The 18901-nt window shown below is 45.1% G+C and carries 16 protein-coding genes and 1 pseudogene; 11 read left to right on the top strand and 6 right to left on the bottom strand.

The window, feature by feature from the left end; all coding sequences use genetic code 11:
* Nucleotides 1-93 precede the first annotated feature (93 nt).
* Together AB4517_RS00960 and AB4517_RS00955 are read left to right on the top strand one after the other, a co-directional pair.
* Nucleotides 94-548, top strand: a pseudogene (locus AB4517_RS00960) (AraC family transcriptional regulator).
* A 230-nt stretch (nt 549-778) separates the two neighbouring features.
* Nucleotides 779-1657, top strand: coding sequence for a 6-pyruvoyl tetrahydropterin synthase family protein (locus AB4517_RS00955; protein ID WP_372147738.1), 879 nt, complete (start codon nt 779-781; stop codon nt 1655-1657).
* A gap of 125 nt (nt 1658-1782) precedes the next feature.
* Here AB4517_RS00955 and AB4517_RS00950 read toward each other — a convergent pair whose 3' ends face one another.
* Nucleotides 1783-2823 carry an acyltransferase gene (locus AB4517_RS00950; RefSeq protein ID WP_372147736.1) on the bottom strand — a complete coding sequence of 347 codons (1041 nt, stop codon included), beginning with the start codon at nt 2821-2823 and terminating at the stop codon, nt 1783-1785.
* A gap of 123 nt (nt 2824-2946) precedes the next feature.
* A complete protein-coding gene (locus tag AB4517_RS00945; protein ID WP_372147734.1) occupies nt 2947-3903 on the bottom strand; it encodes an AEC family transporter in 957 nt (318 codons plus the stop codon).
* A gap of 161 nt (nt 3904-4064) precedes the next feature.
* Here AB4517_RS00945 and AB4517_RS00940 point away from each other — a divergent pair, with 161 nt between their 5' ends.
* Both AB4517_RS00940 and AB4517_RS00935 read left to right on the top strand, forming a co-directional pair.
* On the top strand, nt 4065-4658 hold the full coding sequence (locus AB4517_RS00940) for a TetR/AcrR family transcriptional regulator (protein WP_017061535.1): 594 nt from the start codon (nt 4065-4067) through the stop codon (nt 4656-4658).
* Between the two features lie 175 nt (nt 4659-4833).
* The gene (locus AB4517_RS00935; protein ID WP_017061536.1) at nt 4834-5682 is read left to right on the top strand and encodes an alpha/beta hydrolase; all 849 of its coding nucleotides are present in this window, start codon (nt 4834-4836) and stop codon (nt 5680-5682) included.
* Between the two features lie 120 nt (nt 5683-5802).
* Here AB4517_RS00935 and AB4517_RS00930 read toward each other — a convergent pair whose 3' ends face one another.
* Complete coding sequence (locus tag AB4517_RS00930) at nt 5803-8343, bottom strand: glycosyl hydrolase family 18 protein (protein WP_372147733.1); 2541 nt, start codon at nt 8341-8343, stop codon at nt 5803-5805.
* Between the two features lie 394 nt (nt 8344-8737).
* Entirely contained in the window at nt 8738-9202 is a 465-nt protein-coding gene (locus AB4517_RS00925; protein WP_102432103.1) for a DUF2850 domain-containing protein, read from the bottom strand.
* 308 nt (nt 9203-9510) lie between these two features.
* Between AB4517_RS00925 and AB4517_RS00920 the strand changes: the two genes are divergently transcribed.
* Entirely contained in the window at nt 9511-9792 is a 282-nt protein-coding gene (locus AB4517_RS00920; RefSeq protein ID WP_017057600.1) for a pyrimidine/purine nucleoside phosphorylase, read from the top strand.
* 238 nt (nt 9793-10030) lie between these two features.
* Here the strand turns inward: AB4517_RS00920 and AB4517_RS00915 are convergent, their stop codons facing one another.
* Complete coding sequence (locus tag AB4517_RS00915) at nt 10031-10903, bottom strand: pirin family protein (protein ID WP_372147731.1); 873 nt, start codon at nt 10901-10903, stop codon at nt 10031-10033.
* Between the two features lie 158 nt (nt 10904-11061).
* Here AB4517_RS00915 and AB4517_RS00910 point away from each other — a divergent pair, with 158 nt between their 5' ends.
* On the top strand, nt 11062-11346 hold the full coding sequence (locus AB4517_RS00910; RefSeq protein WP_372147729.1) for a hypothetical protein: 285 nt from the start codon (nt 11062-11064) through the stop codon (nt 11344-11346).
* Between the two features lie 25 nt (nt 11347-11371).
* Here the strand turns inward: AB4517_RS00910 and AB4517_RS00905 are convergent, their stop codons facing one another.
* The gene (locus AB4517_RS00905) at nt 11372-12562 is read right to left on the bottom strand and encodes a GGDEF domain-containing protein (protein WP_372147743.1); all 1191 of its coding nucleotides are present in this window, start codon (nt 12560-12562) and stop codon (nt 11372-11374) included.
* Nucleotides 12563-12877: 315 nt separating this feature from the next.
* On the opposite strand from AB4517_RS00905, the gene AB4517_RS00900 reads away from it, so the two are divergent.
* The 5 genes from AB4517_RS00900 (at nt 12878) to AB4517_RS00880 (ending at nt 18618) form a co-directional block, all read left to right on the top strand.
* Nucleotides 12878-13216: a DUF1840 domain-containing protein gene (locus AB4517_RS00900; RefSeq protein WP_017061543.1), complete on the top strand. Its 339-nt coding sequence runs from the start codon at nt 12878-12880 to the stop codon at nt 13214-13216.
* A 406-nt stretch (nt 13217-13622) separates the two neighbouring features.
* Nucleotides 13623-15017 (top strand): hexose-6-phosphate:phosphate antiporter, encoded by a 1395-nt coding sequence (gene uhpT, locus AB4517_RS00895; RefSeq protein ID WP_017061544.1) that lies wholly within the window; start codon nt 13623-13625, stop codon nt 15015-15017.
* Between the two features lie 147 nt (nt 15018-15164).
* Nucleotides 15165-15773, top strand: a complete 609-nt coding sequence (gene uhpA, locus AB4517_RS00890; RefSeq protein WP_372054536.1) for a transcriptional regulator UhpA — start codon at nt 15165-15167, stop codon at nt 15771-15773.
* Nucleotides 15773-17269 (top strand): signal transduction histidine-protein kinase/phosphatase UhpB, encoded by a 1497-nt coding sequence (uhpB, locus tag AB4517_RS00885; protein WP_372147727.1) that lies wholly within the window; start codon nt 15773-15775, stop codon nt 17267-17269. Before uhpA ends, uhpB begins: the two co-directional genes overlap by 1 nt.
* Before the next feature lie 8 nt (nt 17270-17277).
* A complete protein-coding gene (locus AB4517_RS00880; protein WP_065583566.1) occupies nt 17278-18618 on the top strand; it encodes an MFS transporter in 1341 nt (446 codons plus the stop codon).
* Nucleotides 18619-18901: the final 283 nt, after the last annotated feature.

The raw sequence follows: 18901 nt of genomic DNA, 5'->3' as shown, positions 1-18901 counted from the left end.
TGTTGGTTATCTTGTTTGAAGTAATTTAGCCCACTTGTCCGGTCTATAGAGGGACAAAAGAACTTAAAAGTAAGCGAATCGTTCGGAGGATGCATGGATCTGCTTTCACAACTAATGGAACACTTCTCGATACGTACCGGTGTTTTCTATTCTGGCAATTTGTGCGGAGTGTCGTCATTTAAGCCGCAACAGGGTAAAGAAGGGCATCTTCATATATTGAGCGCGGGTGAGTTGACCTTGTCTAATGCGCACACGGAGTACAGGCAACTGTCACAGCCCTGCATTGTTTATCTGCCGAAATGGCGTCACTGGCCGCGATGTCTCGCACTCAGTTTATTGAAGCATTCAAGCGCGAGGTGGGCGAAACTCCGGGTGATTATGTCCAAAAGTGGCGTGTGTCTGTGGCTCAGTCTTTGCTGTTACAAAACAAGCCCATCAATTGGGTGGCGGACGAAGTGGGGTACAACAGTTATTCTGGATTCTCGCGTGCTTTTCAGCATGTCGCGGGAATGTCGCCACGTTTATGGCTAAAGCAAAATGTGTCGTAAAGCGCTGGCCATCCCTACCTGCAATATGGCTATTGGCATCAGGCTGGCCTATGTTTTAGCGGAAATTGAGCGTAGTTTGTTCATTTCTCGAATGACGGTGTAAAAAGGTGGACTTTATTAGCTCGTTGTAACATCCTGCCCGTCCTATTTTATCAGACATCAATGAGACGAAGTGCCTGCTGAGCATTATTCAGCCTCCCGTATCTCATTAAAGTATTAAGGAGTTCAACTTGAACCTATTTGTAAGAGACCTTACCGTTATCGATTCTTCATACATCTGTGAACACAGAGGGGTCGTAGGAGATAGTTGGATTTTAGATGTCACCATGTCTGGTGAACTTAATGAAATGAGCATGGTGCTGGATTTTAGTAAGGTCAAAAAGCAGATCAAACAGTTGGTTGATCAACATGTTGACCACCGCTTACTGCTGCCAATGAAAAACTCTGCAATCGTGCATCAAGCAAGCAAAGCCGGTTACTCTAAGGTAGATGTGTTGCGCGGTGACAAGAGCCTGCACCTGCACTGCCCTGATGAAGCTTACTGTCTGATTGACGCTGAAGCGATCACCATCGAGAGTGTGACCGCACACGTTTACAATATTCTTCGCGATAACCTACCAAGTAACGTCACAGGGTTAGAGATCACCCTACGTCATGAGAACATTAATGGCGCGTTCTACCACTACACCCATGGTTTAAAAAAGCATGATGGCAACTGCCAACGCATCGCGCATGGTCACCGTTCTCCAGTAGAAATCGTGGTCGATGGTCAGCGTGACGGGCAACGTGAACAAGCATTTGCTCAGCGTTGGGAAGACATTTATTTAGGTTCTAAAGAAGACCAAGTTTCAGTTTCATCACTTAACCTGAGTGAAAACGCGAACAGTGTTAATGATGAAAGTCACTATGGCTTCCGCTACACCGCGCCACAAGGCGAATTTGAGCTAGCGATTGCTAAGAGTGAGACGGAAATTTTACCGACAGATACCACGGTGGAATTACTTGCTGGCTATATCGCGGATCAAGTTGAACCGAGCCTAGCAGAGAACCAATCACTACAAATCGTCGCTTATGAAGGTGTTGGCAAGGGCGCAATGGCGTTCCGATAACACTCCAGCGAGTGACACAGTCTCATTACTGACATGATGAAATAAAGGCAAGATAATCCGTTATCTTGCCTTTATTTTTTGTGACTCTTTAAAACTGATTTAGCTGATGATGTTAGGCACAAACACTAACGAAGCAGCACGCGTCGCAGTGGTGTTTTTTCGATTCCAACAACCAACCCGAAGCTCAACAATACGGTGCCAAAAAATACCGTAACGTCTTTTGCCAATTCCGTAATGCCTAAAACTCCACAGACATTGAACAGCACGATAATGATCAGCAAATGGCAAACGTAGATGCCTAACATACGATTCGAGATCGCGCGAACCCACGCATAGTCGCCGATGTTTGGATTAGCCAAAAGCCACATAAATACGCCCATTCCCCATAGTGCCGTACCAAACAAGAAATCATTCATGTTGAATCCGACGTCGAACGTGGTGAGCCACGCCGCCTCAGCAAAGTGAATCAACATGCCTAACGCTAATAACCCCAACGCTTTAGTTGATGACACCTTCCATTGATTCTGACGAATAAGGAAACCTAAGGTCACCATTAACGTGCTAAAGAACGGGCCATTACGCGTGAAGAAAGGTGCTTCTAACCCGGTTAGCGTTGCGTAGCTGCCCGCTAAAACACCATAAACGTAAAGTACAATGGCCGCTGGTAATAGCAGTTTGTCGAGTTTCATTTCGACTATCAAAGCAATGATCAAAACTGCACATACGAGAGCGGGAATAAACCATAAATGAACCAATCCACCCTCTAAGAAAGAGTTAAGTGGCGTGTTCATTAAGAAACCCCAATAGCCTTGGCGCTCACCTAGGTAACCAAACTCTTCTACCTTCGCGAGGTTGAATGGCATCACTAAGCAAATGATGCTCCATGCTAACCAAACCTTAAGCAGTGGTTTAGAGTAATTAATGACGGTTTGCCACGGGGAGGCAGTCAGCTTGGGCTGAATAAGATAACCGGAAATTAGGAAAAACAGAGGTACCGCAAAACGAGCGGTTTGGTTGAGTACATAACCGATCCAAGGCACTTCATCTATTTGCCAATAAGTGAGTGCCATTTGACCGTGTAAACCAATGATCGCCAAGATAGCAATCACTCGGCCTAACTCGATACTGGCGATGTGTTGTGAAGGCGTATGTTGAACGGAAGACATATCAGATCTCTTAGTAAAATTTTTACGAAATCTAGCAGTCTTTATGCCCAACCAATTAGTCCTAAATCAAGGCTTATGACCTTTGTTTCAAGGCTAGTGTCGGTTTTTTGAAGCCTGTCGCAGCTATATTAAATCCATTGCAGTAAGTACAAAAATACCGAGAGTACAAGTGATAAGAGAAACAACAGTAGTAAGCGCGATGATGTTAGCCGCCAGTGTTGAGTTTCCTCCCATCGCACGAGCCATAACGTAGCTTGCCGCTGCCGTTGGTGCCGCGCTCATCAAGAAGATAAGCCCGAGATCGAGCCCTTCAAATCCTAAGTACCCAGCCGCCAATGTAATCAGTAACGGTGAGGCAATTAACTTGTAGCTAGAGGCAAACCACGTCGATAACTTTTCTTGTTTGAGCGAGCTGATATCGAGCGACCCACCGGTACACAGCAGTGCTAAAGGCAACGTCATGTTGGCAAAATATTGACCAGCATCAGTGACCATTTTTGGGATAGGAATCGAAAGTGCATAGAAGACGACCGCTAAGAAAATAGCGATGATCAATGGGTTTTTGGTAATCGACTTAGCGATCACTTTAATCGCTTTCGCGCCTGTGTCTTCGCCTTTGGGTGTCAGTGCAATTACGGCTTGAATGTTATACAGCACGGTTAGGGATGCGACATAGATAGCCGCCAATGCCACGCCTTGGTTACCATAAATATTAGCTACATAGGCGAGGCCGATGATCGCGGTATTAGCGCGGAATCCACCTTGGACAATCACACCTTGATCTTTCGAACCTTTAAATACTAACTTGGTCGAGAAAATCGTGAACAAGAAAAAGATAAAGTTAGCGATGACGCCAAAGGCAACTAACGCGCTACTGGCTGAAAAGTTGTGATTCGATTGAACAATACTCAGAAATAGCATCGCGGGTAGGGTGACTTGAAAGACCACCTTAGATGCGACATCAATGAAATTGTCGTTGATTAAGCCGATTCGTTTGAGCATCACACCAAGAAACAGCATTAAACAGATAGGGCCTGTTACTGACGCCGAAAACGCAAACTGTTCCCAAATAGTGTTCATTGTTTTTCCTTTGTTAGTCGATTTCAATTTCCTTTGAATACTGTCGCATTTTTCCACAATTCTTTGAGAAGAGAAATTGAATCCCAATAGATAAGTAAAAATCTTTGAAAAAAAGAACGAACGTGCTAAAAATAACGTATCAGATTTATCCTTGGTGAATAATGAGTAAAGGAAAGATAACCAAAGAGTATATTTTGAGTCATGCATTCGCACTTGCGAGTGAAAACGGGCTTGAGAGTTTGACGATTGGCGAATTAGCCAAACAGTGTGGCATGTCTAAGAGTGGCTTGTTTGCACACTTCAACTCTAAAGAAAACCTGCAACTCTCTGTACTCGAGTATTCCAACGCCATATTCACCGAAAGAGTCATCATTCCCGCAAGAGAGCTGGGAGATGGTGATATTGAAGCGAAATTGAAACAGCTGCTCGACAATTGGTTGGGCTGGAACCATTCATTCCAAGGCAGTTGCATGTTTATTGATGCATGGAAAGATGCGGGCAGTGAAACGCCTGTGATTCAGAAAGCACTGCAGAAAACCATTTCAGTGTGGATTGATTACTTGACGATTCAGGTAGCAAAAGCGGTTGAGAGCAAACAGTTCAGAGCCGATTTAGATCCTAAACAGGCAACCTTTGAGTTATACGGCCTCTACTTGAGTGCCAACTTGTTCTACTCGTTACGAGGCCAACAAGCGAGCCACACCCACTTTTGGAGTGGTGTACAGCGCTTAATCGCTAGCTGGAAAGAGGTTTAGCTCGCAAAGCATCTGAGTTTTGTTTAACTAAGGCTTATAAGAAATTTTAAGAGAAGTGGCGGCAAGCAGCCATAAAAAGCGCTATCGCCATTTTTTACACTAACAAATAGCACGGTCGTTCGATTTTTAGGGCCGAGCTCGTCCGCCAATGATGATGGCGATACAAGGAACGGTCATGAGTGACAAAATCTACTTTAATACATCGAACAAATTCAGCTTCAAGCGCAGCTTAATTGGCGCAACAACCAACCTGCATTACATTCTAGCGCCGAGTCATGCGAAGAAAACCGCACGTAAGCTGCTGCTCACGCCAATGCGTACCGAGCAAAAAAATGCCGATCCCCAAGGGCTTATCAAGAGTGAAATCAAAGGTCGTGATGGCGTTATAAAAACCTATTCTTTAGGTACCGGACCTGTTTGGGTGCTGACTCATGGTTGGTCTGGCACTGCGAGTCAGTTTTTCCCTCTGATGGAACATATTGCTGCTAAAGGTTTTACGGCTCTGGCTTACGATCATCCTGCTCATGGTGGCAGCGATGGTGTACATGGTCATATTCCTGCGTTTGTGAACGGTCTTGAAGCGATTCTAGATTCGGTAGGTGAGGTAGCTGGTTTGGTCGGCCACAGCATGGGTACGGCTTCTGCGTTGGAATGTAAGCACGTTAAATTGGAAAACAAGCCACTATTGCTGATTGCACCTGTACTGGATTATCTAGAAAACCTATTTGGCAGCGTCGCACGTTCTGGTTACTCAATGAAACTGTTCGAGGCGGTAGTTGGAGAAGTCGAAGAGCAGTTTAACTACCCGATTCAGTCTGTTGATCCCTATGGAAAGCTAGCGCTTCGTGAGTCTCAGACGATCATCGTTCATGATGAGCAAGACAAGTTTACTAAGTTTGATGTGTCTCAGCGTGCGGCTAATGAAATGGGTCGCGTTACTTTAATTGCGACTCAAGGACAGGGCCACGGGCGAGTAATGAAGTGCCCACAAGTGTTCGAGAGCTTTGATAACTTAATTGGTTAACTTTAACTACTCAAACAACTAGAACGTGGGTTGAGAGAAAAAACACTAAAAAGGCCAACCAGATATGTTCTGGTTGGCCTTTGCTTTTAGTTGCTTAGTTAGCTTTAACTAATCTTGTCCTTAGTTAGCACAGCTTGCTGGGCCGATCTCTTTCCACACACCCCATTGGCCTGTCGTTGTTGGATCTTCACCTGTTGTCCACCATTTCGCTTCCCAAACCTTACCGCCTTGAGTCACTTGGTCGCCACCAGTGTAGACCGCACTTGAATCCCAAGCGTTAGTACACGTGCCACCGCCTGTGGTTTTCTTGAGGACTTTCACTGATGCAGCCGCAACTGATGTATCGGTACCATCACTCACTGTCACTGAGAAGTTCAGTACCGTATCTTGCGTGTATTCAGCCGCGACAAAGCTTACCGAAGCGCCTTGTACTGTTGCGTTGATACCTGCTGGTACATCCCACGTGAAGGTTAATGTGTCTTGATCCGCATCGCTAGACGCTGACGCATCAACCACAACAACGTCACCCGCATTGACTTCAGCCGGAGCCGTAACCACTGCAACTGGCGCTGTGTTTACTGGGCCTGTGTCTTTAGGGGTTACCGTTACAACAACTGTGTCTGTTGACGTTGCGCCTTCGTTGTCTGTTACGGTTAGGCTGAATGTTAGAGCTTCTTGTTGTGCGACTTCAACAACATCGAAGCTTGCAACAGCTGCATTGGCATTAGCCAGTGTTACGGCAGTTCCGCTTACTTGTGACCAAGCGTAGCTCGCAATTGTACCGTCGCTGTCTTTTGAAGCGCTGCCATCTAGAGAAACAGAAGCTGGGCCTTCAACCGATTGGTCTGTACCTGCAGCTGCCGTTGGTTTGCGGTTGACAGGATCAGTTGTACCGCCCGCTAGGCCTTCATGCATTGCATTCAGGATGTCGCCGTTATCTGCATCAATTTCCCAAGAGAATAGACCCGCAAGGCCAAGGCTACGAACGTACGCGCCTTTTGCTTTTACAGAGCGATCATCATCAAATGTGATTAGCTGACCTGAAGTGCGGTTCCAAACGTAAGGCGCTTCTGCCATTTCGTCATAGCCATATTCGAAGCCGTTGATGCCTTGGTTATTCGCGCCAAGCATGTTTGCTTTAATGCCTTTGTAATCAATAACGCCATCTTCCCATACGCCTTGCGCAGAGCTGCCTTTCAGTTTGCCGTTACCAACGCCTGTCATAGGGTCGCTCGGATCGGTGAGTGATGATGGTAATACGCCTTCCCAACCACGACCGTACATCGCTGTACCAACCACAAGCTTGTTCGCTGGAACACCTTGCTCAAGCAACAGTTGGATGCCGTTGTCTGTGGTGTAAGCTGGGCCTGTGTATTGTTCGCCATTTTCATCAAGTCCTGTGCCATCACATTGGCCAGGGCGCATGAAGTTACCGCAGTTCAATGCTGTCTGGTGACCTAAAACGTTGTTCCAACCGCCGTAGAAGTCGTAAGTCATCGCAAAGATGTAATCCATGTATTGGATAGCATCTCCATAGTTCACGTCTTCAATTTTATCGTGGCCAACACCGATAGCTGATGTGAGTTCGTAAGTGCGACCATTTTCAGCTTCTAGCTCATCGAGCATCACGCGTAGTTCTGCCATGAGGGCTATGTAAGCAGGGCCATCGTTCACAGGGTCACCAAGATCAAGTGCAGCACCGCCGCCGCCAGGGAATTCCCAGTCGATATCCACACCGTCGTAGAATTTCCATGTGTTAAGGAACTTCTTAACTGATGCGACAAAGGTGTCACGGTTTGCTTTGGTTGTGAAATCGAAGAATGGGTCAGACAGTGTCCAGCCACCAATCGATGGGATGATCTTCAAATCAGGATTACGCTGTTTGAGCGCCATCATCATTGCGTAGTTACCCTTGATAGGTGAGCTGTACTCGTGACCCGCTTGAGGGAAGCTCTTCTGGAAAGCCGCCCAAGGGTCATGGATCACCACCTCGTAATCGTTAACGCCCTGACATGCCGTCATGAGTGCGTTGTAGCTGTTACCACCTACTGATTTAACTGATTCGTTCGGACCACAAATTGGGATGAAGCCATAAAGGATATGGGTCAAGTTGTCAGCGGGTAGGTTATCTACCGTGTAGTCACGACCATAAATACCCCATTCAACAAAGTAAGTACCTACTACCGTGTTTGGATCTGTGTTGTATGACTTGTTGTTTGGATCCACATTCATCGCAAGTGGCGCTAAGTGGGAGCCATCGGTATCTGCGATGGTGATTTTAGCGGGTGCGCTCTTGCTACAACCAGTTTCGTCACACGCTTCAATTTCCATATCGAATAAGCCGCCTTGGCCGTATTCGAATGAAGCCGTGGTTTGGCTGCCAGTGATTGGGCCGGTGGCTACTTTAACGCCATCAAAGTAGATGTTGTACGTGTTTCCTGACGTTCCGCTCCATTGGTTGAACTTGACGTCGACCTTTGCTTTATCGTGATATTTCACCATCTGGTTGTAGCCAGAGGTGGTTTCCATCGCGAGTTCAATTTTAGAAAACTGCAGGTTGTTGGAACCGTACATGTCGATGCTAGGTGCTGTTGGAGCAGCTAATGCTGTACCAGATAGCGCCAGAGCAATGCTTGCCGCACAGGTATTTATACGAATCATACTTTTTCTCTCATTCCTTGAAGGTTACGAGAACCAAATGGCCCCATAAAACGGCTCCAGTCAGTTTTGAAGGAGCTTCCCAGTCAGTATTCGAGAGAGTTTTAATTTTATAACTGAAAATAAATCCGTTTTCGATGGACAACTAAAAAATTGTATCTTGTTACAATTCTGTTGCTTAATGAGTGAGATGCTGAGTCCATGTTTTATAAAATAAAACATCCTTCAGTAGGAAAATCTCACAAGTGAAAATTCACGACATGAAGTTATGAAAAGGTGCGACAAACTATAAGAAAATACTGTGAATTGAAGCAGAATCACAAAGTGAAGTGTGTTGAGCGAGCGAGGCCAATCGACGAGTAGGCTAATGCTTCTGGAAGCAAGGAGAAGAGGAGGTTTATCTTTTGAATTGCTCAGCTAGGGAAGCACGTCGTTGTTGCATGACACTATGGGTATCACCAATTGCAGTATTTTCGTAGCCTTCTTTAACAAATTGCTGAGACGGTACGCTTGGCTCTAGTCGCTTCAAGCGAGGTGAATCATAGGTGCCGCTGATGGTGTAAACGGTGGTTCCAGATCCTGTGTTGATCGTGACAATCTTACCGTCAAAATCGAATGAGGTAGTGATAAGACGATGATTCATCATCACACCTTTGTCTGAAAATGTCAGGATATCGGTGTTGTAAGGTGGAGCCGCAATCTCTATCCATGTGCCATAGACATTACTTGGACTGACAGATTGCTGGTGGGCTTGGTAAGCAAAGTAGCCGGCGGTGAAGGCAACCATAAAGCCAGCTAATAGGAAGCCGTAGAGTAACGAGTTGGCAAATAGGTCTCTGCTTTTAGTCGGATTTTTTGCCATTATCTCTTCATTTTTCGACTGATATTGTCTTAGATTCTATTAACTAAAATCTTAGTTTGCAAAAATTGTTATAAGAGTTAGAAGCAGGATCGAATGTTCTAATAGATTTGATTGCGTTAGTGGTTTTTTAGCCTTGCTCCTCAGTATTTACGTTATCAATGAAAGCGAATTCCAGAAATGCTTAAGCTATGCGTATTTATTTCTTGTAGGAAAGTCTCGAATTGGTTAAAACAATTATCACCTAAATTTACGCATAGGCTTACTCGGTGAGCTCAATAAGTGCAATTTGAAGATAACAAGGAAGTACAATGATTAAAGAAAATACATACTTTGAAGGTGGCGTTAAGTCGTTAGCGTTTAACCAGTCTGGTGCTGATGTGAGTGTTGGTGTCATGGCGGCTGGTGAGTACACGTTTGGTACTGCAGCTCCAGAAAAGATGACCGTTGTTAAAGGTGCTTTGATTGTAAAGCGTGTTGGCGATGATGATTGGACGACATACCAATCTGGTGAGTCTTTTGACGTTGCGGGTGACTCTTCATTCGACCTACAGGTAAAAGAAGCGACGGCTTACCTGTGTGAGTACTTGTAATCAGGTCTAAATTTGTTCAATCAGGGCATCGTTTGTCTCTGCTTGAATAGAAAAAACCACGCTCTAGGAGCGTGGTTAAATAAGTGATAGTAACCGGCAGTGGATAGTGTCACTTGTTTTTGTAGTCATCAAATGGATGACCAAATCGTTGTTCGTTGCAAAATCTCTTCAATCTTCAATCTTCAATCTTCAATCTTCAATCTTCAAAGCTCAAAGCTCAAAGCTCATAGCCAAGACATCAGTAAGTCTCAAACACACCGTTGTTGTAGTCTTGAATTGTCTGTTCAATCTCTTCCATCGAGTTCATGACAAACGGACCATAGTGAACAACAGGTTCATTAATCGGTTCACCGGAAAAAATCAGTACCCCTGAATCTTCCAAGCTACCCAAAGACAGCAAGTCAGCTTTGGTAAGCAGGGCAAGTTGACCTTGGTTGATCACTTTGTCGCCGATCTTAATACTGCCTCGGTACACGTAAGTCATGGCATTATGATTAACATTAGTCCCTAACGTAACTTTTTGCCCAGAATGAGAGCGCCAATCCGCAACGCTTAACGGCACACCTGTTTTCTGTAATGGCCCCTGCGATCGTAAAGCCTCTGAACCATCGTCTGTTTGGTTGTGCAGTTCAAACCCTCCGGCAATCACTCTCAACAAACCACTTTGTTCACTTTGATGTTCCGCGATGCTTTCATTTTGGAAGTCGTGATATTGCGCTGGCTGCATTTTGTGTGCCGCAGGTTGGTTTATCCAAATCTGAAAACCATGCAGCGCGCCTTCTTCCATCATTGGCATTTCGCTGTGAATGACACCACGGCCTGCAGCCATCCACTGTGCGCCACCGCTGCGCAGCTCTCCAACATTCCCCATATGGTCTTTGTGTTGGAAATGACCTTGGAGCATGTAAGTGAGCGTTTCTATTCCACGGTGAGGGTGTGGAGGAAAGCCGCCAACATAGTCTTTGCTTTCATCCGATTTAAGTTCATCAATCATCAAAAATGGAGAGAAGCGCGTGTTATTAAAACCCGTAAGTCGTTGGATTTTGACACCATCACCGTCTGAGGTGGCATGCGCTGCAATCACATGATCTACTGCTCTTACATTCGTCATTTTGAAACCCTCATAAACTTGAATAGCTGTAGTTTATGTAATTTGATTGAAAAAGAAGATGGCACAGCGTTGAGTGACTTATTCGAAAATCTTGAACAGGTAACAATATGAAATTATGTCTATACTTGAATAGAGAGTAGACCGCCAAGGAGGCCGCTATGGCAGTTCAGCAAAAACATGGCGAAAGGCATGGTCGGTTGGGTTTTGATAACGACTTTACAACGGAGCAAAGTCAGCGTTTTACAGAAGTTGCAAACAGCGCGGTTAAACGCCGCGTCAAAAAACGTGAGATTGAAGCACCGTTTATTCAGTCGGCTAAGCAAGCCGCTTTTAAAACCGTGGTGAGGCGACCTAAAGGGAATAACCCAAACCGAACACGTCAAGTCATATGGATTATTATGATCGGGTTAGTGAGTCTTTGGCTTATGTACCTTGCAGGTTAGCAGCGCCGCTCCGTTATAGGAATGGCTAGCGTTGGCGCGTTTTTAATAGCGTAACATTGTTCCCTTCGATCTTCGCTTCAAAGCAATCTTCAAGTTCAGATGAATCCGGTGCTGAGCTAACAAGGCTCGTTGGTAGTTCTTCTATCAAGGTTGATACTGGGTTGTCGTGATAATAAGCGTATCGGTTTTTTCCTGAATGCTTGGCGACATACATCGCTTTATCAGCACATCTCGTCAGCTCATGTAATTCTTGGGCGTCTTGTGGGTATAAAGCAACCCCAACACTTAGCGTCAATTCCTTGATTCTCTCGTTTGTCTGGCAACCACTTTCGAACAGCCCGCAAATCCTATCTAAAATACCGTCTAGATCTTTACGAGAGGGTACATCGTAGAGCATCAGAACAAACTCGTCTCCAGCAAAGCGCGCGATGGAATAATCGTATTCATGGCTTTTTCTGTCTCTGGTTCGAATGTTGTTGCTCAAGCGATTGGCAAAATGCTGTAAGACACTGTCTCCCACATCGTGCCCGTAGCTGTCGTTAATGCCTTTAAAGTCATCTATATCCAAAAAGACCAATGCCGTAAGTGATCGCTCACTATCCACGGTGGCTAGTTTTTCTGTCGCCCAGCGTTCAAAGCTCCAACGGTTTGCCAAGCCGGTTAACTGATCTCTGTAAGCGAGATCTTCAATGCCTTCTTTATACAGGCGTTGAATATAACTGACGGCTTTTGTGTAGTAATAGGCGGATGTGTGGCACACCAAGCTCATGGTAAATAAGCTAAGGAAAAATCTGTGTGTGCTGTTAAATGGTAAAGAAAAATTGTTGGGTATTGCTGTAATCAAGGTGCTGATAAACAGGCAAAACGAGGTGCTGAAGATTATGCCAATTCTGAAATCATTAATGAAAATGACCGCGGCCAGAATTGGGTAGAGCCAGAGGATGCGATCTGGGATGGCGTGACTGTACAAGAATAGGATGACGCCCTGAACTAGAAGAACACCACTCAGAATCAATTCGGAATACTCAGGATTGATGACTTTTCTTACATATAAAGCGTTAGAAATGGCAATGATGGCGAAGCACAATTCGAATATTGACAGCGTGTAATGCTCGCCTTCGAAGTAAGCCCAAGTATAGAAAATGAATAACGCAGCGGCAGTCAGTGAAAAGGAGTGGACAATTTTTTGCTTGCGGGTGGATCGTATGTCCGCCATTTCTTCTAGGTGCCTGCCGACGAGCCTTTTCATGTGATCTGTGCCAAAGTTTTTGATAATGGTGTTAATAGTAGATTAAATAACAAGCTATGCAGAGGCTTAGATGTCTATTTAGTGTGACTACTATCAAGGTTTCATATGAAAGGCTGTTCAATCAATTCCAAATAGTGATGTATATCACCGATGGTGCTGGTCATCTCTAGAAGATTAGATTTAAGCATCAAACTTGTAACCGTTGTTTGATGTTTATCTACTTGCTTTCCAGAGAGTTACTCCACATAGTTTGTAAACGACCAAAATTAAGAAAGGCTCATTATGTTAATTACCTTTAGTTGTAAAGCTCATGCTAGTGTCACGATGTTTGGTGAAGTCGGCCTCCAGTTCATCAAGATGCTTGGGCATAGCGGCTCCATCCCAGGTGCTATGGATGCTTCAGAGGTTCCTCAAGCTCTGGATAATCTACGTGCTGCTATTGCAGCAGAGCAGAGCAAGTCCGTAGAGCATGAAAATACTGATGACGACAATGAAGAAGAGGTGGTTGAAGCGCCTGTTAATATCGGTAGTCGAGCGTTCCCACTGGTTGAATTATTAAAAGCTGCCATCAAAGATGAATGTGAAGTAATGTGGGAAGACGGTAGCGGCAAGCGACTGTAGTACGATTCACGCGAAACGTAACAAGCCTATTGAATCTATTTTAATCAGAATGAATGCTGAACCAGTATCGGACACACCATGACCATGGAGTTTTATGGTGATGAACCGATACTGGTGTTTTTTTAGTGAAGTAATCCACTCGTTTCTGTTTATTTACAAGGTTCGTCAGCCCTGAAATGAGTGACTTTTGTTATCGTAATATCAATCCATAACAGACCGTAAACAAAGTGATGCTGTTCACGCTTTCTTGACTCCCAATTCTGAACTAAGAATTTTTCCTAGTTATTCTAAGACCCTCTCTCATGCGGTCGATTTTTAGACTCCTTATTATTTCACGGTCAACTAACAAACAATGTATGGCCGCAATTATGCCGTGCAGACCTCACAAAAAATAAGAGAGTTCACAATGTTAAAGTTCCTAGATCAGGTTCGAAAACCGACGCTGGATCTTCCGGTCGAAACTAGAAGAAAAATGTGGTTTAAACCATTCCTACAATCTTACCTCGTCGTGTTCATTGGTTATCTAACCATGTATTTGATCCGTAAGAACTTCAATGTCGCGCAAAACGACATGATTTCTACTTATGGATTATCGATGACGGATCTAGGTCTTATCGGTCTGGGTTTCTCTATCACTTACGGTATCGGTAAAACCGTCGTTTCCTATTATGCCGATGGTAAAAACACCAAGCAGTTCCTGCCATTCATGCTTGTCCTTTCTGGTATCGCTATGTTGGGCTTCAGCTTCAGTATGGGCGGTGGCAGTGCTAGCTTATTCTTGATGGTTGCCTTCTATGCGTTGAGTGGTTTCTTCCAAAGTACCGGCGGTCCTTCAAGCTACTCGACCATCACTAAATGGACGCCTCGTAACAAGCGTGGTTCTTATTTAGGCCTTTGGAATATGTCGCACAACGTGGGTGGCGCAGGTGCCGCTGGTGTTGCTCTGTTCGGTGCTAACTACCTTTTTGATGGCAACGTGATCGGTATGTTCGTGTTCCCATCAATCATTGCGATTGTGGTTGGCTTTATTGGTATGCGCTTTGGTAATGACTCTCCAGAAGCCTATGGTCTAGGTACGGTTGAAGAGTTGTTTGATGAAGAAGTCAGCGAAGAAGATACGGCTGCTGAAGAAAATCAAATGACTAAGAAAGAGATCTTTGTTGAATACATCCTGAAAAACAAAGTGATCTGGTTGCTCTGCTTCGCGAATATCTTCTTATACATTGTTCGTATCGGTATCGATCAATGGTCTACCGTTTATGCGTATCAAGAGCTAGGTCTATCAAAAGAAACCGCGATTTCAGGCTTCACTCTGTTTGAGGTTGGTGCACTGGTCGGTACGTTAATGTGGGGTTATCTGTCAGACCTTGCGAACGGACGCCGTGCTTTGGTTGCTTGTGTATCGCTTGGCCTGATTATCGTTTCGCTAGAGTTCTACCAGCATGCAACCAGTGAGTTCATGTACCTAGCATCACTGTTTGTGCTTGGTTTCCTAGTATTTGGTCCTCAGTTGCTGATTGGTGTTGCTGCAGTAGGTTTCGTGCCTAAGAAAGCAATCAGCGTTGCGGATGGCGTGAAAGGTACATTTGCTTACTTAATTGGTGACAGCTTTGCCAAACTTGGCCTAGGTATGATTGCAGACGGCACACCTATTTTTGGCTTAACGGGTTGGAAAGGCACGTTCGCAGCGCTTGATACGTCAGCTGCCATTTGTATCGTGTTACTGCTATTCGTTGCGGTTGCGGAAGAGAAGAAGATTCGCCACGCTAAGAAAATACACTTAGCGTCTCAAAACGCGTAGCGAGTCTCACGTGCTTTATTGGTTTAAAGCACGTGAGATCATACCAATCGTTAGTTCGATTCAGTATCATCTCTATTAATAAACTTAATTTTAGATAGCTCCTGTTGGGGCTATTTTTCTTTCTTACTCTTAATTTTGGTTAATATCATGATTAATGTTGCGCTTGTTGATGACCACGTCATTGTTCGATCTGGCTTTGCTCAATTACTCAGTCTTGAAGCTGATATTACGGTCGTGGGGGAATTCAACTCTGCGGCAGAAGCGCGCCTAGGATTGCCAAGTTGTCACCCTGATGTCGTGATCTTAGATATCTCAATGCAAGACGAAAGTGGCCTGAGCTTATTGGAAGAGATTCCATCAGGCATTGCCAGTATCATGCTGAGCGTACATGACTCTCCGGCGATGGTTGAGAAGTCATTAGAGTTAGGAGCCAAAGGTTATCTCAGCAAGCGCTGTAACCCTGATGAGTTAATCCAAGCCGTACACACGAGCGCAAATGGTGGCTGTTATCTCACGCCCGATATCGCCATAAAGCTTGCGACGCCCATGAAGAATAAAGCCTCTTTAAATCAGCTCACCCGCAGAGAAAGCGAAGTGTGTCAGTTATTGGCGACAGGGCTCGATGTAAAATCTATTGCCGTAGAGCTAGGGGTTAGCCATAAAACGGTGCATGTACACCGTGCCAATGCGATGGACAAACTCAATGTTAAGAATAATGTCGAGTTAGCGAAACTGTTTACACAAGACCAGTACTAATGCGTTCTTACCTAGCCACCTCCCTGTGTGGGGTTTTTATGGCTGGCTGTGCATGGTTCTGTTTATGGGTTATTGCCTTCTATTTCATTAATGACCCTGAGTTAGCCATTCTGCTTTTCCCGTTTTCACTTCGACTGGGAATGACGCTGCACACTCGTACCCACTATTGGCCTGCCATCTATATTGCAGAGTGGGGGCTCGCGATTGCTTTAGCTCTACTGCTTGATGAACCCCAATGGCTGACGATACTCATCGCCAGTGGATTGAGTATTCCTGCCACGCTAATTGCCAAGCGTTATTATTCTGGTGACCAGAATCGTCACTTGTTAGTGATGGCGAGCTTAATCATGGTCACAGCATTTATTAACGTTGCCGTGGTGGGTTCTCATGTTTCTGCTGTTTACATGGTGTGGTTGGTGAGTATTACTGGCGGACTGATGCTGGTGCCGATGTGTTATCTGGTCTGGAACTATCTATTCCAAAACAAGTGGGCACCATTGAGCTCTTACTTAATCAATAATGTCGTTGAGTTCAAAATCCGTCATATTGCTTTATATAGCGTGTTGTTGGTCGCCAGTATTTTGATACAAACCAGTTTGCCTGATGAGCTAAGGCGCTTTGCCCCGTTCTGTATGGCGATCCCTATTATCTTGCTCGCCGTTCGTTATGGATGGCAAGGTGCTCTGCTTGCAACAATGTTAAATAGTGTCGCGTTGATTGCAGCCCACAGCGGAACATCCAAACTCGAAATTACCGACTTACTCTTGTCTCTATCTGCTCAAACCATCACAGGTATACTGCTTGGTTTAGCGGTTCAAAAGCAGAAATATCTCAACTCCAAATTGCGAAGTGAACTCTCCAGAAATCAAAACCTTTCACGTCAGTTAGTTACCGCTGAAGAGTCGGTTCGTCGTGATATTGCGCGTGAACTGCATGATGAAATCGGCCAAAACATCACGGCAATTCGTACTCAGGCAAGCATTATTAAACGTGTCGACGCGGCTGAGATGAGCGTTCGCTGTGCGGGTACCATTGAATCATTATCTTTGAATGTTTATGACACCACCAAACGTCTACTTACAAAATTAAGACCTAAGATGCTGGACGATCTGGACCTAAAAGATTCCGTGGAACAGCTTATTCGAGAGATGGAGTTCTCGGATCACGGCGTTGATATCCAGTTAAATTGGCAAGGAGATTACTCGTGTTTGAGTGACACGCTTAAGGTCACTATCTTCAGGCTGTGCCAAGAGTCTCTAAATAATGCCTCTAAATACGCCAACGCGAGCGAGATCAGAATTGAACTGATTTTAGGTGACCAGGCTTACCTTCAGATCACAGATAATGGCATTGGTTTTACAGCGCAAGATCTTCTCAAAGGAATGGGTGTTCGTGGTATGCAAGAGCGTGTTCAGGCGCTCGGCGGCAAGATGACAATCAACGCTAATGGCTCATCTTCGGGTACCAATATCAGCGTTACATTACCTAAAGTGTGAGAACGAATATGTTTGGATTTCTGCGCTCAACAACGTCAGAGAGTGATGCTCTAACTGATGATGAGGTCAATCAGAGTTATCGCTATTGGCGCCTTCACATCATGATAGGAATGTATGTCGGCTATGCGGGTTTTTACTTCACTCGTAAAACCTTTAATTACGCCGCGCCTGCAATGATCACCGATCTAGGTTTGGACAAAGGCGATATCGGCTTAATTGGCACGCTCTTTTATCTTTCTTATGGCTTATCGAAATTTATCTCAGGCACGATATCGGATCGGTCGAACCCTCGTTACTTCATGGGGCTTGGCCTAATCGCGACTGGTCTGATAAACATCGCGTTTGGCTTTTCGAGTTCGTTAGCGGCTTTTATCTCGCTATGGGTACTGAATGCATGGTTCCAAGGTTGGGGCTGGCCATCGTGTTCCAAATTATTGACGACTTGGTATTCTCGCTCCGAAAGAGGCTTTCGCTGGGCAATCTGGAATACAGCGCACAACGTTGGTGGAGCGCTTATCCCTATTCTTGTGGGTTATCTAACGCTGCAGTTCAGTTGGCGAGCTGGGTTTATCTGGCCGGGTGTGATTGGTGTTTTTATCGGTCTTATTGTCTGCTGGCGCTTACGTGACAAGCCCACCACCATGGGACTTCCGACGGTAGGGAAGTGGCGCAGTGATCACCTGGAATTAGCGCAAGAGAGCCATGGGCAAGGGTTAAGCTATCGAGAGATCCTGAAAACCTATGTGTTCAGCAATAAGTACATTTGGTTGCTCGCCTTTAGTTATGTGTTGGTTTACATCGTAAGAACGGCAGTTAACGACTGGGGCAATTTATACCTCACCGAAGAACACGATTACAGTTTGATCAACGCCAACGCTGCCTTGTCTCTGTTCGAGATTGGTGGTTTTGTTGGTTCACTTGTTGCTGGGTGGGGATCGGATAGGTTGTTTGGTGGCAACCGAGGCCCGATGAACATCCTGTTTGCGATTGGCATCTTCCTTTCGGTATCGGCTTTATGGCTTATGCCTTTAACCAACTTTGTGTTTCAAGCGGCTGGGCTATTTTGCGTTGGCTTTTTTGTTTTTGGCCCTCAAATGCTTATTGGCATGGCGGCGGCGGAATGTTCACATAAAGACTCTGCCGGGGCGGCGACAGGTTTTGTTGGCTTGTTTGCTTATATGGGAGCAGCACTTTCTGGTTACCCATTAGCGCTCGTTCTAGAAGCTTACGGCTGGAGTGGGTTCTTCATTACCATCTCTACTTGTGCGGCCGTTATTGGCTTGCTGTTACTGCCTTTCCTACAAGCTCAATCACCTCAGAAAAGTGCAGAAGCTCGCTCTGGTTTTTAAGGAACGATAACAAGATAGTCACTAGTGTTTGTATTCAGATGCTTGTATCGCTGCTGTAATCAGTGCGATACAAGCCGCTATCTTATTCTCAGCGCTTTCTACTCGTGATATTCAAATGTGACTATTTTCACGCTTTTCATCGGTCTCACCTGTTTCTAAGAATTTTTCCTATTGCGTCTAAGACCTCATCTCATGTGGGTTCTAGCCGAGCTCTGTAGTCTTTCTAATTATTTACGTTATTAGAAATCAGCTCTCTGAATTGTGTTCAAAGGGCTCACTACGG

Origin of the sequence: Vibrio sp. 10N.222.52.C3, assembly GCF_041474195.1 — a bacterium.
GTDB classification, from domain to species: domain Bacteria; phylum Pseudomonadota; class Gammaproteobacteria; order Enterobacterales; family Vibrionaceae; genus Vibrio; species Vibrio crassostreae_C.
The sequence above is the reverse complement of the archived record's forward strand: the minus strand, read 5'-3'. Positions and strand labels throughout refer to the sequence as shown.

Excerpts from the sequence above, each read along its gene's own strand:
- AB4517_RS00950 (WP_372147736.1), bottom strand. The coding sequence starts at position 2,823 with ATGTCTTCCGTTCAACATACGCCTTCACAACACATCGCCAGTATCGAG.
- AB4517_RS00945 (WP_372147734.1), bottom strand. The coding sequence starts at position 3,903 with ATGAACACTATTTGGGAACAGTTTGCGTTTTCGGCGTCAGTAACAGGC.
- AB4517_RS00940 (WP_017061535.1), top strand. The coding sequence starts at position 4,065 with ATGAGTAAAGGAAAGATAACCAAAGAGTATATTTTGAGTCATGCATTC.
- AB4517_RS00935 (WP_017061536.1), top strand. The coding sequence starts at position 4,834 with ATGAGTGACAAAATCTACTTTAATACATCGAACAAATTCAGCTTCAAG.
- AB4517_RS00930 (WP_372147733.1), bottom strand. The coding sequence starts at position 8,343 with ATGATTCGTATAAATACCTGTGCGGCAAGCATTGCTCTGGCGCTATCT.
- AB4517_RS00925 (WP_102432103.1), bottom strand. The coding sequence starts at position 9,202 with ATGGCAAAAAATCCGACTAAAAGCAGAGACCTATTTGCCAACTCGTTA.
- AB4517_RS00920 (WP_017057600.1), top strand. The coding sequence starts at position 9,511 with ATGATTAAAGAAAATACATACTTTGAAGGTGGCGTTAAGTCGTTAGCG.
- AB4517_RS00915 (WP_372147731.1), bottom strand. The coding sequence starts at position 10,903 with ATGACGAATGTAAGAGCAGTAGATCATGTGATTGCAGCGCATGCCACC.
- AB4517_RS00910 (WP_372147729.1), top strand. The coding sequence starts at position 11,062 with ATGGCAGTTCAGCAAAAACATGGCGAAAGGCATGGTCGGTTGGGTTTT.
- AB4517_RS00905 (WP_372147743.1), bottom strand. The coding sequence starts at position 12,562 with ATGGCGGACATACGATCCACCCGCAAGCAAAAAATTGTCCACTCCTTT.
- AB4517_RS00900 (WP_017061543.1), top strand. The coding sequence starts at position 12,878 with ATGTTAATTACCTTTAGTTGTAAAGCTCATGCTAGTGTCACGATGTTT.
- uhpT (WP_017061544.1), top strand. The coding sequence starts at position 13,623 with ATGTTAAAGTTCCTAGATCAGGTTCGAAAACCGACGCTGGATCTTCCG.
- uhpA (WP_372054536.1), top strand. The coding sequence starts at position 15,165 with ATGATTAATGTTGCGCTTGTTGATGACCACGTCATTGTTCGATCTGGC.
- uhpB (WP_372147727.1), top strand. The coding sequence starts at position 15,773 with ATGCGTTCTTACCTAGCCACCTCCCTGTGTGGGGTTTTTATGGCTGGC.
- AB4517_RS00880 (WP_065583566.1), top strand. The coding sequence starts at position 17,278 with ATGTTTGGATTTCTGCGCTCAACAACGTCAGAGAGTGATGCTCTAACT.